At 65.6% G+C, this 14,641-nt stretch carries 11 protein-coding genes and 3 pseudogenes; 10 read left to right on the top strand and 4 right to left on the bottom strand.

The features are described from left to right. The first annotated feature begins 111 nt into the window (after positions 1–111). The 7 genes and pseudogenes from ACT3TD_RS05885 to ACT3TD_RS05855 all read left to right on the top strand — a co-directional run bounded on the left by ACT3TD_RS05885 (position 112) and on the right by ACT3TD_RS05855 (position 6,517). The gene (locus tag ACT3TD_RS05885; RefSeq protein ID WP_059280964.1) at positions 112–408 is read left to right on the top strand and encodes a helix-turn-helix domain-containing protein; all 297 of its coding nucleotides are present in this window, start codon (positions 112–114) and stop codon (positions 406–408) included. A gap of 359 nt (positions 409–767) precedes the next feature. Next, positions 768–3,398 (top strand): hypothetical protein, encoded by a 2,631-nt coding sequence (locus tag ACT3TD_RS05880; RefSeq protein ID WP_179303832.1) that lies wholly within the window; start codon positions 768–770, stop codon positions 3,396–3,398. Positions 3,399–3,426: 28 nt separating this feature from the next. Then, complete coding sequence (locus ACT3TD_RS05875; protein WP_096197736.1) at positions 3,427–3,759, top strand: hypothetical protein; 333 nt, start codon at positions 3,427–3,429, stop codon at positions 3,757–3,759. Positions 3,760–3,761: 2 nt separating this feature from the next. Beyond that, a complete protein-coding gene (locus ACT3TD_RS05870) occupies positions 3,762–4,085 on the top strand; it encodes a hypothetical protein (RefSeq protein ID WP_096197735.1) in 324 nt (107 codons plus the stop codon). Continuing rightward, entirely contained in the window at positions 4,073–4,753 is a 681-nt protein-coding gene (locus ACT3TD_RS05865; RefSeq protein WP_420896684.1) for a plasmid mobilization protein, read from the top strand. Before ACT3TD_RS05870 ends, ACT3TD_RS05865 begins: the two co-directional genes overlap by 13 nt. Continuing rightward, a pseudogene (locus ACT3TD_RS05860) lies at positions 4,750–5,232 on the top strand (relaxase/mobilization nuclease domain-containing protein); the annotation flags it as partial. The gene ACT3TD_RS05865 and the pseudogene ACT3TD_RS05860, both read left to right, overlap by 4 nt. A 340-nt stretch (positions 5,233–5,572) precedes the next feature. Next, a complete protein-coding gene (locus tag ACT3TD_RS05855; RefSeq protein ID WP_096197734.1) occupies positions 5,573–6,517 on the top strand; it encodes a hypothetical protein in 945 nt (314 codons plus the stop codon). A 51-nt stretch (positions 6,518–6,568) separates the two neighbouring features. On the opposite strand, the gene ACT3TD_RS05850 is transcribed toward ACT3TD_RS05855, so the two are convergent. From ACT3TD_RS05850 to ACT3TD_RS05840, 3 genes are all read right to left on the bottom strand, one after another. Continuing rightward, complete coding sequence (locus ACT3TD_RS05850) at positions 6,569–6,775, bottom strand: hypothetical protein (protein WP_096197733.1); 207 nt, start codon at positions 6,773–6,775, stop codon at positions 6,569–6,571. Between the two features lie 10 nt (positions 6,776–6,785). Then, on the bottom strand, positions 6,786–7,340 hold the full coding sequence (locus ACT3TD_RS05845; protein WP_059280958.1) for an antirestriction protein ArdA: 555 nt from the start codon (positions 7,338–7,340) through the stop codon (positions 6,786–6,788). Positions 7,341–7,477: 137 nt separating this feature from the next. Next, positions 7,478–9,034, bottom strand: coding sequence for a recombinase family protein (locus tag ACT3TD_RS05840; RefSeq protein WP_006822821.1), 1,557 nt, complete (start codon positions 9,032–9,034; stop codon positions 7,478–7,480). 118 nt (positions 9,035–9,152) lie between these two features. On the opposite strand from ACT3TD_RS05840, the gene ACT3TD_RS05835 reads away from it, so the two are divergent. From ACT3TD_RS05835 to ACT3TD_RS05825, 3 genes and pseudogenes are all read left to right on the top strand, one after another. Continuing rightward, a complete protein-coding gene (locus tag ACT3TD_RS05835; protein ID WP_006822820.1) occupies positions 9,153–9,578 on the top strand; it encodes a hypothetical protein in 426 nt (141 codons plus the stop codon). Positions 9,579–9,726: 148 nt separating this feature from the next. Continuing rightward, positions 9,727–10,855, top strand: a pseudogene (locus tag ACT3TD_RS05830) (ISL3 family transposase); the annotation flags it as partial. A gap of 118 nt (positions 10,856–10,973) precedes the next feature. After that, positions 10,974–12,180, top strand: a pseudogene (locus ACT3TD_RS05825) (ISL3 family transposase). Positions 12,181–12,570: 390 nt separating this feature from the next. Here ACT3TD_RS05825 and dld read toward each other — a convergent pair. Further along, positions 12,571–14,286 (bottom strand): D-lactate dehydrogenase, encoded by a 1,716-nt coding sequence (gene dld / locus ACT3TD_RS05820; RefSeq protein WP_035095247.1) that lies wholly within the window; start codon positions 14,284–14,286, stop codon positions 12,571–12,573. Between the last annotated feature and the right edge of the window lie 355 nt (positions 14,287–14,641).

Here is a 14,641-nt window from a genome sequence, read left to right as displayed (position 1 = left end):
CTGGCGCTCCAGCGACGAGGACAGAGGCCAGAGCGCAGCCGCCCTCATCGGTAGGTGAGGGACTCAAGAGGCGGCCACGAGTACACGGGTAATGACTCCTAGGGAGTCCCTGTGTCCTCGACACCTCACGTCCAACCCATCTATCTCACCCTCCAGCAGGCGGCTGCCGAGGGTTATGCCGCGTACTCCACACTTCGGAAGTACATCACTGACGGCCGACTGCCCGCCGTCAAGGTCGGTTCCCGCGTCAAGGTGCTGCGCGCCGACCTCGAAGCTCTCGCGGTGGCCGTCAGGCCCGCGACCTTCGAGGAGATTGAGGCTGCCGCAGAACGGCTTGCCGCATCCGCTCCCCCGCTGAACGACGCTCAGGTTCGTCGTCTCAGCACGATCTTCGGCGGTGCGGCATGAGCGCCGCGGCCTCCAGCTGGGTGCGCCACGACATCACCGACGGCGTGCGGCGCGGCATCGTCTTCGAGGTGCTCGTGCGACGTCGCACACGAGCCGCGGTCAGCGGGGGCGCGACCGTGCCCAACGATGCCTCGACCGGCGGGGCGGCGGGGTCTCAGCCTCCCGTCACCGAGTGTGACAGTTCCGAACTGTCACACCTTCTCGACCTCTCCGAGACGACTATTTCCCCTGGCCAGGAAGGAAATGCTCCAGCACGGTCATTAGCCCCTATGGGGAGCCCCGAGTTAAGACTGTATGACCGTGGCGCCGCGAGCGGTCCGCTGTCACCTGCGCCGGAGGCTGTCGGGGCAGGCGTGCCGGTGTCCACGACGGCGTTCGGCGATCTCCCGTCGGTGAAGGCGATGGGGACCGGCCGCGCCGGGATCGTCGTGGGCTTCGACACCGAGTTCACGACCGTGGACGGCGCGCGGATCATCGACTCGTACCAGCTCGTCACGCCGGACCCGGTCGATCCGTCGATGATGGTCGAGGTTGTCATCCTTCCCCCGCTGGGCTCCGGCGCTCGCCTCTCGCTGCACACGGCGCTGTGGGCCGTGGTGGTCGCTGCCGAGCTGTGGCATTCCGCGCTGGTGCCCGACGAGGTCGGTCCCCGTGGCGTGCCGCGCGGGGCGTTCTGGTCTGATGACTGGCAGGAGCGTCGGGACGCGCTGGCGAAGCTGCGCGTGCCCATCGTGCTTGCCTGCCACTACGGCTCGGCGGACCTTACGACTTTCCGCACGGGCGGTCAGAGCCGCGAGCTGGACAGCCTCGTCCGGCTAACCTCGGCTGCCGGTGGCCTGGTGACGCTCCTGCCGTTCCGCTCGCAGCGCGGCAACGAGAACGGGCACTGGTGGCAGAGCCTGTCGGTGTCCGTCCGCGACACCATGTCGCAGGCACCCGCCGGGAAGAAGAGCCTTGCCGTCCTCGGCGCGGCGTGCGGTGTCACGAAGCTGGACGTGCCGGAGGGCTGGATCTCCCGCATGACGGACTACCGACGTGAGCACCTGGATGAGTTCCTGGAGTACGGCATCAACGACGCGGTCATCGTCGTCGAATACCTCGCTCGGCTGTGGGGTGACGGAGTCGTTCCTCCGATCACCCTCAGCGGTGGTGCTGCTGCAGCGCTCGTGGACTCTGGAAGCTCCTACTTGGGGGCGTCGAGCCCCTCGGAGTTCCGCCGGAAGTTCGCTGGGCTGGTGGACGAGGACGAGGGCGTCGAGGCTGTCGAGGAGGGTGACCGGCTGAGCTTCTACGCGAAGCGGGGTCGCAACCCGCTCGATGGCGCTGCCGCGCAGCTCTCCTCCGCGTTCGCCCGTGCGTATCACGGTGGGTTGAACTCGTGTCCGATGCCGGGCTACTACCCGACCCCGACTGTGGACATCGACGCGCAGAACGCCTACCCGACCGCGATGGCTCTTGTGCGTGATCTCGACTGGGAGGCCGGTGCCATCGAGGAGGTCGTGCATGAGCGAGCGCTCACCGTTGACGACGTGTCCTCGGCGGCGACCCCGTTTGTCGGCTTCGTGTCGTTCGGGTTCCCCGCAGACGTGGCGCATCCGTGCTTGCCGATCGTCGCTGATGGCACCCTCGTCTATCCGCGCACGTCCGAGGGTGTTGCTGGCACCTGGGTCTGCGGCCCGGAGCTGTGGCTCGCTCTCCGCCTCGGCGCTGAGGTCCACTGCCAGATCGGCTATCTCGGTCGCGAGCTGGGGCAGGACGGTGGGCCGAGCCTGTCCCTGCGCCATGGGGTGAAGCAGCTCATCGATGACCGGAACGCTGCCAAGAAGATTTTCGGCAAGGGGTCTCTGGAAGAGCAGACGCTGAAGACCGGCGTGAACTCGGTGTACGGCAAGACCGCGCAGGACGTCGCTGAGCAGCGCTCATGGGACGCTCGCGCACAGGAGATGGACAACGTCGGCGGCTCGGCGGTCTCCAGCCCCTACCACGCCGCAACCACCACGTCTTTCGTTCGTGCGCAGCTGCTCGCGACCATGAACCAGATCGTCGAACACGGCGGGCACGTCTTCTCGGTGACCACGGACGGGTTCATCACGGACTTCACCGTTGATGAGGTCGCTGGCCTCGACCTCTACGGGCTTGACGAGGTGCTCAGCGACTCTCGCACTGCTCTGACCGGCGACCCGAGTATCTGGGAGGCGAAGCACGCGCAGGACGATCTGGTGAACTTCACTACGCGCGGCAACGTGTCGCTCTCTCCAGGCGGGGTGTGCGCTCACAACGGCCTCAAGGCTCCGAAGGGTACCGTCCCGGACAGTGCCGAGGACCGGGAACTGCTGCTGACCGCTGTCGTGACCCGCGAGGGCCGGGTGCCGAACGGGTACACGCGATTCCCCTCGTTCCAGGAGCTGTCACGCACCGAGGATCGTAAGGACTTCCTGCCGTCCCGGGTCGAGCGCTCGGTGAGCATGGACTACGACCTCAAGCGTCAGCCCGTCATGCCCTCCATGACACCCGAGATGGTGCCTCTGCCGGACGGCTCCGTTGAGGAGATGGCGACCTTCACCACGCAGCCGTGGGAGCGGGTCGAGGACTGCCTGCGCGCTCGCCAGATCGCCCGCGACATGGCCGAGACCGGATGCCTGCGCACCGTCGCTGAGTGGCGCGACTGGAACCTGAAGTACACGCACGGTAAGGGCCGCCGCATCGTCACTCCGCAGCGCGCAGTGCTCATGTCCATCGTCATGGCGCACCGTCAAGGCGTCGCCACGATCCCGACTCTCGCTGACCGCTCGATGACTATTGCCGACCGCCTCGACTGGCTCAGCGAGTGGGGGCTCGGCACTGTCTCCCGAGGCGATTGGGACAACGCCCGCCGGCCTGAGCGGGCGTCCCAGATGCTCGCCATCGACACCCTCGACCCGTACCTCGACCGGATGACATCCATGGCGCCCGGCGACCACCCTACGGACGCCGACCGACTCCCGTACTGACCAGCCCAACGACCCGAAAGGAATGACCATGAACAACGACTACCAGATGCTCGACGACCTGATGCAGGACATGCACGACCGGAACACGGTGCGCATCGCGATGACGGACTGGCTCATCGGCGGGCACGCGCCCGGTGATGCATGGCAGGCCCGCGACCCCCGGCGCACCACGGTCGAGGGTTCCCTGCGCTCTGAGGCACTCGTGCTTGGCGCAGCGCTCGACTTGCTCCGCGAGGACGTGCAGGAAGCACGAGACGAAGGCCTGCCCGAAGACACGATCATTGCTGCCCTCGACCTCCCGTCCGAGATCGCGTCGCTTGTCCTCGGAGAGGGCCACCCTCTCAACGGGAAGGATAACTGACCATGAGCAACAAGACCACGACCAACCTCGACGTGCTGATCGAGCAGGAGCGCCGCCGTGCGTCCGAGCGCATCGCCAAGCTCAAGCGTGCTGCCGCCGCCGAGCTGCGCCGCATCGACGGAAAGGTCATCGATCTGCTGCGCGACCAGAACCCCGACCTCTACGACCGGCTCTGCCATGAGGCGAGCGAAGCCATCGCCGCGGAGAAGGTGAAGCGGTCGATCCGCGCGAAGGAGGCTGCATCGTCTTCGGGCGCGGTGAACGACGGGGCCGCCTCGCAGACCGTCGATGCCGAGCATGAGGAGGTGGCACCGTGGAACGGCTGACGAGTCCGATCCGGGACTTGCGCCAGCGTCCCGGGTTCCCCTCGCCCGGAGGTCGCGCAGCGACCGAGGACGAGGGCCAGCGGCTCTTGGAGGACCGAGGCGCTAGCCGAGTGTCCGACAAGAACCCTGCTGGCCGTCTTCCGTACGCCCCGGAGAACGAGCCCGACTCCCCAAGCAGCGCTGGTCGGGATCGTGCGGAGGGGTGTGCGGAAGACCCGGCCCTGTCAGCGGAGCAGCACCACGACTCCCAGGTGAACACCGGTCGTGGTGCTGCGCAGAGGGCAGGGTCGGCCGAGGCTCCGGTGGAGCCTCGGAACAGCCGACGTCGAGAGGTCTCTCTCGACGTGCGGCTGACGGTGGCTGATCGCGACGCGATCCGCCACCGCGCCCACGTGCTCAGCGTCAAGCCGAGCGCATGGGCTCGTGCCGTCATGCTCGACGCGCTGGACTCGAGGTCCTCGAAGGTCGCTCAGCTGGAGAGCAACGCCGGCGTGAAGGAGACGGCGCCTACGTCTCTTGCTCCGGCAGTAGAGCAGCTGCGTCGAGTTGGTGTGAACCTGAACCAGGCGCTCCGCAAGGGCGCTGCCGTCGATGACGGCCTCCTTCACGCGGTGATGGTTGCGGTGGACGAGGTGCGTGCCTCGCTCGGCGATCGGACACGGTCATGAGCACCGTGAACATCCGCCCCTCGACCAACGCTGCAGGAGCCGTTGGGTACATCCTCTACGGGCGTGACCCTGAGGTGCGAAAGGAGCTCCTCAAGGTCGGATCGACTCGTGCAGCCACGTATGCGATGTCCATGGTCGACGGCGGGACGACCCCGTCGGAGTTCATAGCGTGTGCCGAGGCGCACGCCGCTGCTCATGGTCGGACGAACCAGCTTCAGAGCTATGTGCTGGCGTTCCACCCCGACGAGTTCGATGTGACCTCGCACGCCGACCTTGAGCGCATCCGGGACGTGGCCGTCGAACTCGCGGAACGCATGCACAGCGCTGACTACATGGTCGCGGTGCACTCTGACTCTGCCGGAGGCCACGGGCACGCGCACATCCTCGTCATCAACCACGACAACCTCACCGGTAAGAGCCTCCAGCGGTACACGTCGTGGAAGCACGGATTGCGTCAGTTGAACGACGAGCTGATGGCAGACGAGGGTCTGCGGGTACTCCCCGATCCCGAGGAACCGAAGCCCGACTGGGAGCTGCGCCGCGAGGCCTTCGCTCCGGGCGGGTTCGAGCAGGTCCTCGGCGACAAGGTCTACGACGCACTGACCGACTCACGCTCGACGAATCGCGAGGCGTTCGAGCACGTCCTCGCCGGGCACGGGGTCACGCTCGCGGTGACGAACCGCGACGGCTGGAGTTACAAGATGCGCCGGGATGACAACGGGAAGCTCGGACGGAAGAAGGCCTCGGCGCTGACACCCGAGTTCACCGCCGAAGGTGCTCAAGAGATCTTCGACTACCACGCACAGAAGGGACAGGCTCATGGGAGCGCTGGACAAGATCAAGCAGTCCGACGAGCAGCAGCGGACTACGGAGATGCTGGAGACCTTGATCTCGCAGCGCGACGCCGACAGGCAGCAGATCGTGAATCTCACGAAGACCGTCGCCGACCTGACCGAGTACGTGAAGACCATGGACGAGGAGCAGGCGACGCGGCTGGATCGCCTGTCGACCTCGCAGCAGCACGAGCTTCCCTCCACGCTGCCGCTCGACGCCGAGACGAAGAGTCGGCTGAACGAGATCGAGAAGACGCTCGCAAGCGTCGCGCAGCAGCTGAGCAGCAGCGAGGTGGTGAAGCTGCCCGACGGGTTCTCGGTGACCAGGGCGGACCTGGCCGCGCACACGATGACGCGGAAGATCAGCGAGGAGCTGAAGACGACTGCCTCGGCCTCGGCTGACCTCGCCGACGCCGTGCGCAAGCGCGGCAACGTCCGCATCGACACGGACAAGCTCACCGAACACGCCGTGAAGGTACTCGATGATCGGCTGGCGAAGGCCGTCGAAGCTCCCATCCAGAGGGTCGAGGAGACTCTCGCGGGACTCGAATGGCGAGTGAGCAAGCTCGGGACCGAGAAACTCGCCAAGGTGACCGACCGTGCCCACGAAGTGGTCAGCGCTGCCCGGCGGGCCGAGCGCCGGATCGAGCAGCTTTCGGCGAAGGTCACCTGGGCAACGGTCGGGCGAATCTGCCTTGCCCTCATCCCGTTCTCCGTCGCGTTCATCATGCTCACGGGGATGGTCGGCGGGATCACGCAGATGCTCGGCCTCGGACCGCTGCTCGGATGGGCCTGGGACTCGTTCGCCGCCGCGAGTGCCTGGTGGGCGAAGGCACTCATTGCCCTCGCCGCCCTGGGCGGATGCGGTCTGTTCGGTTGGTTGCTTTGGTGGCTCGGAAAGAAGCTGTACGAGAGCTATCGTGGCTGGTAGCCAAGGAAAAAAGTGAGTGCCCCGTAGCCGAAGCTACGGGGCACTCTGAACTCAGTCGACGTCGGGGTCATCACCGAACAACTCGGCATCGGTGTCGAAGTACCCGAGAAGGTCCCGCTGCTGGCGGATCAGCTCGACGGTTGCCTTGTGCAGGGCGAGCAGGTCATGGAGGTGGGCCTCCTCATCGCTCATTTCGGGGTCGCCGATCCACCACCGAAACGACTCGGCGTGGCTGTAGGCGTTGGTCTCAGCGCTCATGATCGCTCCCTCACAGGTCCCGAAAGACGTACACGGAGATCGCGTCGGCTCGGACCACCGTGTAGTCGTATTCGAGGTCGCGGGTCCAGGCAACCCAGTTGAAGTAGCGCACAAGCTCTTCCGGCGCGTCCTGCGGGATGAGGCCGATCTCCTCGGCGAGAGTCTCGGCGTAGTCCCGGAAACTGCCCCATGTTCCGCAGAAGCGCTCTTCGAAGTCGGAAACAGACGGCAGGTCTCCAGTGCCTTCTGCGACGTAGCTGCCGGAGGCCGTCCAAGCGCACAGAGCATCGCGCTGGTGCTCGGGGACCGCGAGGAGGACGCGAGCCCACTCTGCGGCCTCCGACGGACTCATCTCGCCCGAGGCGGGGATGTTCTCGTGGTCCATGACCCACAGCTCTTCGCACCCACTGTGCACGCGATGAGCGCCGCCGTGGACGTCAGCAAGGGTGACTTCGTCGGCGGTCTCGGCATCGAACCACTCGCCGACGAGGCGAGCGTTGTTGTCGCAGGCGAGGCAGCCGATCCAAGCTCGGGGCGTGGTGTCGGTGTTCGTTCGGGTGGTCATGGCAGGTCTCCTCCGTGGTCGAGGAGAGCGGCGGGCGCGACAGGCAGTCGTGCTCGGTGAATCGACGCGCTTACGCCACGTCGCCGCTCTCAAGAGGTCTCCCGGCCACGCTCCGCGTGGCTACCCAACCAGGTGGTCTACCTCCAGTCGACGACGACGGACTCGGTCCTGAACCCCTTGCGCCCGCGCGGCTGCGGGAGAAGGGTAACCGTGGCAAGGGTGTCGATGGTCTGACGACGGAGGTCAAGTGAAGCGTCCTGGAACGCCTCGGCAGGATCATCGACGCCCAGGATCGGCGACAGCGCGCCCGCGCGCCCTTGCATGAGCCTTTCGGCTTCCAGCTCCTGAATACGCACTTCTGCGGCGTCCCGAACACGCTTGAGGTCGCGGGCCTCGATGATCTCGGCGTCGTAGTCGGCCTCGGCGCGCAGAATGCGCGCCCGCTGGTCGCTGATCGCCGAGTCGATGCCTGCCGCATGCGGCCCACCGTCCGCGACCTCGACCATCACCGTCGCGTCCTTGCGTGCAAGACGCTTGGCGACGACCGTCATGACGAAATCGTCGATGGCGGCGCCCGAGCGGACGATGTGCCCTGCGCACTTGTACCCGCGCGGTGCCCCGGTCACCTTCCTCCCGCACACCTCGCCGGTCTCCTCGTCGACGTATCCGCACCGGTAGAGCCCGCTGCCGAGGTGCTTGCGCTTGGTCGAGCCGGATGTGTTCGTCACCCGCTCCGTGTCATCGAGGACCTGCTGCGCCTTCCACCACGTCTCATCGCTAACGATCGGCTCCCACTGCCCCCGGATCGGCTCTCCAGCGTCATCACGGAGGATCTGCGCCTTCCACATCCGGCGCCGCTTCCCATCCGCCTGAGCAAACTTCGGAGTGTACGTGCTCAGCGCCGCGTAACGCGGGTTCCGCAGGATGCCCAGCACGGTCGAGGGAGACCACGGACCGTCCTCGACGATCGGCCTAGGTTCGAGGCCCTGCTGCGCGCGGGCGGTGGCGCGCTCGACGCTCACGGTGTGCGTGTGCTTGGGCAGTGGTGTGATCCCATCGATCTGCTCGGTGCCACTGAGAGCCCGGGCGAGCGATCGCAGCGACTCAGGGTGCTCGATCCTGGTGAACAGCTCGTAGATCGCCTTCACGGCCTCGGCTTCGTGAGGGATCACCTCACCGTCGACGGCGTAGCCGAGCGGGCGCATGCCCTTCGGGGCGCGCCCCTGCATAGCGCGCTGACGCTGGGCTGCAGACTGGCGGGCACTCTTGCGTTCCATCTCGGCCCGCGCCACAGCCGCCTTGATGCGGGCATACATCCGACCGCCGTCGGTCGAAAGGTCCGCGTCGCCATTGGCCGTGACGAGGGCGAGGCCGCGCAGCTCGGCGGCGTCGATCCAGTCCTCCAGCTGTCGGGGCTGCCGAGTGAGCCTGTCGAGGTCGTAGCAGATGATCGCGCCGAACCGTCCGAGCAAATAGTCGGCGACCATGCGGTCGTAGTCCGGGCGGATGGCGCTCCTGTCGGTGGCGCTCTTCGACTGGTCCACGTAGGTCTCGACGACCTCCCAGCGCCGGAATCGTGCAAGGTTTTCGCAGTCCTCGCGCTGGCGGTCGATAGCGAGCCCGTCCATCTCGCGATCCTGTGAGATTCGGAGGTAGATGGCTGCCTTGCGGGGCGCGGTGGAACGCTCGTTCATGTAGCCAGACTACATTATGACGTAAGCTCCATCCGTAACTGATGATGTCACCATCAGTGTGCACAGTGGTAGAGTTGCACCATCTGACCAAACGCACAAGACGCCCCAGGAGACACCCATGCCGCAGCTGACACTCAGCTTCCCCGACCTTGCCGAGCACGCAAGCCGAGTCCACCCCGAGCTTAGGACGCTCGTTCAGGAATTCGCCGAGACCGACCGCGCCCGGTTCACAGAGTCAGCGTCACTGTGTGAGATGTGGATTGACCCCGAATTCAAGAAACTACTCAACACTCTTCAACTCGATGGCCGGCTGCCTAACATCGATACAAACATCGACGCCAACAATGATTTCAAGCGCGTCTTGACGTTTACGTTGCCGGAGGGCGGCGAGACTACGGATGTACGCGATATCATCCAGCATGCATGGGCGGCAACGGTCGACACATACGCGGGCGCTCTCTACCACCGAGCGAAAGAGATCGCGGCAGGAAACTCGAACTCGAGCTGGACCCCCGACCAAGCCACGAGCGCCCCCACTCTCTAGAGCGTAGGTCCACGTCAGGGCCTATTTCTGGCTCTTCGCAGATGAGGGTGTAGCTGCGGAGTGTGGGGTGGGCGCGTCGGTGCCGGGATAGACGTCGAGGTCTCCCGATGATGGAAGTTCTCACGCTCGCCATCAGGAAGACCTCGACGTGCCCAACGCTACCTTCGACAGCCCCGATTTGACGACCTTCGCGCGCCTGGACGAACTCGGTCTGGTCGCCGTCGGTCAACGCCTCTCGGCCGAGCGGGCGGTGCTCGAGTGTCGACTCGCGGAGGAAGATCCGTGGTGCCGCGCCTGCGGGGCGAGGTCGACCTCGCGCGGCACGATCACTCGTCGCCTCGCTCACCAGCCGTTCGGCCACCGCCCCACGACCCTGCTGGTGCGGATCCGGCGCTACCGGTGTGATCACTGCGGCAACCGCTGGCGAGAGGACACCACCGCCGCCGCGCCCGAGCGGGCGAAACTCTCCCGCGGCGGGATGCGGTGGGCACTGGAAGCCCTGGTCATCGATCACCTCACGATCGCAAGGATCGCCGCCGGGCTCGGGGTTGCCTGGCACACCGCCAACGACGCCGTCCTGGCCGAGGGCCAGCAGCTGCTGATCGATGACCCAGCCCGCTTCGACGCCGTCCGCGTGATCGGTGTTGACGAGCACCTCTGGCGCCACACCCGGCGCGGCGACAAGTACGTCACCGTGATCATCGACCTCACCCCAGCCAGGGACAAGACCGGCCCGGCGAGGCTGCTGGACATGATCCCCGGCCGCTCCAAAGCAGCGTTCAAGGCCTGGCTCAAGGCCCTCCCCAAGGCATGGAAGGACCGCATCGAGGTAGTGGCGATGGACGGGTTCACCGGATACAAGACCGCCGCCGGCGAGGCCCTCCCAGGCGCGGTCGCGGTCATGGATCCCTTCCACGTCGTCCGCCTCGCCGGAGACGCACTGGAACGACTGCCGACGACGCGTCCAGCAGCAGCTCCACAAGCGCAGGGGCCGCAAGGACGACCCCCTCTACAAGACTCGCCGCACCCTCCACACCGGCACCAAGCTGCTGACCGACCGCCAATGCCAGCGCCTCAGCAGCCTGTTCGAGCGAGAGAAGCACGTTGCGGTCGAGGTGACCTGGGAGATCTACCAGGCGATGGTCGCCGCCTACCGAGAACCCGACCGGGCGAAAGCCAAAGCGAAGATGGAGAAGCTCATCACCGCGCTGAGCAAGCGCGTCCCGGACGCCTTGCCCGAGCTGGCCAAGCTCGGCCGAACACTGACGAAACGGGCTCTTCACAGATGAGGGTGTAGCGCGTAGTCAAGGATCGAACGGCGTGGCGCTGCCCGGGTAGGCATCGAGGCCTTCCGATGATGGAAGTTCTCACACTGCCCATCTGGAAGACCTCGACGTGCCTGACGCTACCTTCACCGACCCTGACCTGACCATGTTCTGCCGCTTGAATGAGCTCGGCCTTGAGGCCACCGGTCAGCGCCTCGAGCCCGCCGGTGCGGTCCTGGCCTGTCGAGTCGTCGAACCCGACCGCTGGTGCCGACGCTGTGGCTGTGAAGGAACCGCGCGCGGCACGGTTGTCCGCCGGCTGGCCCACGAGCCGTTGGGGTGGCGTCCGACGACGTTGGAGGTCACGGTCCGCCGCTACCGGTGCACCGGCTGCGGCCACGTGTGGCGCCAAGACACGTCTTTGGCGGCCGAGCCACGCGCGAAGCTCTCCCGGCGAGGGCTGGCGTGGGCGCTGGAGGGCATCGTCATCGCCCACCTGACGGTCGCGCGGGTCGCTGAGGGGCTCGGGGTTGCGTGGAACACCGCCAACGATGCCGTCCTGGCCCAGGGCACACGCGTCCTGATCGAGGACCCGAACCGCTTCGACGGCGTCCGCGTGCTCGGCGTCGACGAGCACGTCTGGCGGCTCCAAGCGAGTCTTCAAGGAGTGGCTCGCCGCTCGCCCTCAGGCATGGCGTGAGGCCATCGAAGTCGTCGCGATGGATGGCTTCACCGGGTTCAAGAGCGCCACCGCCGAGGAACTGCCCGACGCGGCTGCGGTGATGGATCCCTTCCACGTCGTGCGCCTTGCCGGTGATGCCCTCGACCAGTGCCGACGCCGAGTCCAGCAGGAACTGCACGGGCACCGCGGCCGCAAAGACGACCCGCTCTACCGTGCGCGTAGAACGTTGCACACCGGCGCGGGCCTGCTCACCGACAAGCAGCAGACCCGCCTGCAGGAGCTGTTCGTGCTCGAGGAGCACGTGCCCGTCGAGGCGACCTGGGGGATCTACCAGCGGATGATCGCGGCCTACCGCGAGAAGGACCGATCCCTCGGCCGCGCGGCGATGGAGGCGCTCATCGACGCCGTCAGCCAAGACGTCCCCGCCGGGCTGGACGAGTTGCGCAAGCTCGGTCGGACCCTGAAGGCTCGCGCCACCGACGTGCTGGCCTACTTCGAGCGGCCTGGCACCAGCAATGGCCCCACAGAGGCGATCAACGGACGCCTGGAGCACCTGCGCGGCTCGGCCCTGGGCTTCCGCAACCTGACCAACTACATCGCCAGATCCCTGCTCGAGTCCGGCGGATTCAGACCTCAACTACACCCTCATCTGTGAAGAGCCGCTTTAGACATCCCTCATCGTCACGGACCACTATGAACGATGTCCCGACTCACCTATGAACGATGTCCTGAACCTACACACCTTCAGCTCCACCAATATGTTCAGGCAATGTGTTTCAGCAATAGCCTCCGGGCTCGTCGATGTGGCCGGTGGCGAGGATTTCGCCGGTGTGCCGGCCGTCGCGGGTCAGCTGACGGCGTGAGGCGATGACCCGTTCTCGGACCGGGCGCGGCCCTCGCCGCCACGCGATTCTATGGCCTGCCCAGCCTCTGACCGATGTCTCGACTCATCCGTCCCGGTGGACCTAGGGAGTCGAGCCCTAGGTCCACCCGAGATGGATAAGACATCGCTCAGGCTCTCACGGCGTCGCGCTACCTTGGGGACTTAGGCCCAGTCCTTGTGCGGCGACGTGCCGCCGATACCGGCGTTGAACGTATTCGTCGGATCGAGCTCCTTGAAGTGCTCTTCCATGGACTCCGGCAGCTTGTAGATGCGACCGTAGTTGTGCTCGGCGGGCAGCTTCGCGCCGCGCTCCTCCAGCAGGTGCTGGATGCGGTCGTGCAGCGCCTCGGGATCCACGCCCTGCTTGGCGACATAGTCCTGGTGCATCACATGGCAGAAGAAGTGCCCGTAATACGCCTTGACCTCAAGCTGGTCGTCGATCTCCTCCGGCAGCACCTCGAGCCAGTTCCAATCGTCGCGACGCAGGGCCACATCGATGGGGATGAGCCCTGCGATGTGCCGGCGCTTCAACGCGGCGTAGCGAGTGGCGGCACTGGCCGCGCCGAACCGGTTGAGCGACGCGCTCTTTTCTTCATCAGACGTGCAGATGAAGAACTCACCAGTGTGCTCGGGCTCTGCGAAGAACTCCTTGAGCATCTTCTCGCTCGCGGCCTTCTGCGACTCGCTGACGGTGAGCAGCAGGTGATGCTCGAAACGGTTGCGGTACTCCATCATGCGCTTGGGCAGCTGGTTGGGCAGCACGCTGAACATGGCTTGCGATACCGTGTCGGCGAAGGTCGGACCAATGCCGGGAATCTTCGAGAACAAGCCGTTGGCCCACGTCTTGAACGAGAACATGCGCGTCTGCAGCGCTGGACTCATGAACTTCAGGAAGACGAAGGTGTCTTTGCCGTACTTCTCGGCCAAGTCGAAGGCACTGCGGCCCATGTACTCACCAGAGATAGGCAGCGGCATGTCGGCTTCGAGGAACAACCGACGGATCTCTTCGAGCTCGTGCGTGTTGTTCGTGCCGATGTAAAGCACGGTCGGGTGCACTTCGCGAGGGAAGGTGCGGGTGCGCACCGCGAACACCATCAGCTTGCCGGCCGAGCCGGAAGCCTCGAACAGGTACTCGGGGTTCGCATTGTAGCGAGCAGGCGAAGGCACGATCTTGCGCAAGTGCTCGGCGTACTCGGTCTCGTTCGAGTCTTCGGGAGCTGGGGTGACATCCTCGGGAGACCACTCGCCGCGCTGTAGACGGTCGAGTGCGACCTCAGGGTCGTCTCCGAGCGAGATGCCCAGGTGATTGACCAGCTCGACCTTGCCGTCGTCGTTGACGCGGGCGAAGATCGCTTCGCGCGTGAATGCCGGACCCTTGCGAATCTGGCTGCCGCCCGAGTTGTTCGCGATGCCGCCGATGACCGAGGCGCCGATTGATGTCGACCCGATCACCGAGTGCGGCTCGCGCTGGTGCTTGGCGAGCGCGTCGGTCAGGTGTGTCAGCGGGGTGCCCGCGAGCGAGATCGCCTCGCGCGCGTCGTTGATGAGGTGCACCTCATCGATGCGGTGAGTCGAGATGATCACAATGGGGCGATCGTAGTCTTGGAAGCCGGGGCCGGATCCACCAGTCAGGCCCGTGTTCGATGCCTGCGGGATGACGATGAGGTTGTTGTCGACGGATACCTGCAGCGCCCGCCACATCTCGACCAGCGTGCCGGGGCGCACCACGGCGAAGACTGGTCCTCCGCCGAATCGATAGCCTTTGCTGAATGGCATCGTGGCACGCTCAGAGGTCAGTACATGTTCGTCGCCGACGATTCTCTTGAACGCATCGATCGCTTCGTGCGAAGTCGTGGTGGTCTGTCCTGGTTGCGTCATCTCTAAGCTTCCTATATTCAGTTGCATCACAAGCGCGTCATGATGCTGAGGGGATGTCGCCTTGATCCGAGCTAGTCCGCGGTCGTTCATTTTTTGATGGGCGGGGAAACGAGCCAGGGGGACGACGTCTGCGACCGTCTGCCCGGAAGCTCGCTACGGCGTCCAAGGAGTGTGCGTGTGCGTATGCATGTGCATACGCGCATCCTCATTGTACAAGATGCGCATCAGATAGTTTCGGACCGCGGTACTTTCGGACTCCGGTAGGTTCGGACCGCGATAGTTCGGACCGCGATAGTTCGGACCGCGATGTCGGCCACTGCCCTCACCCCATAGATCGACGCAGCAATCAGACTCG

The organism is Corynebacterium sp. AOP36-E1-14, assembly GCF_052377495.1.
GTDB lineage: Bacteria > Actinomycetota > Actinomycetes > Mycobacteriales > Mycobacteriaceae > Corynebacterium.
This window is presented reverse-complemented; position numbering and strand designations above follow the sequence as displayed.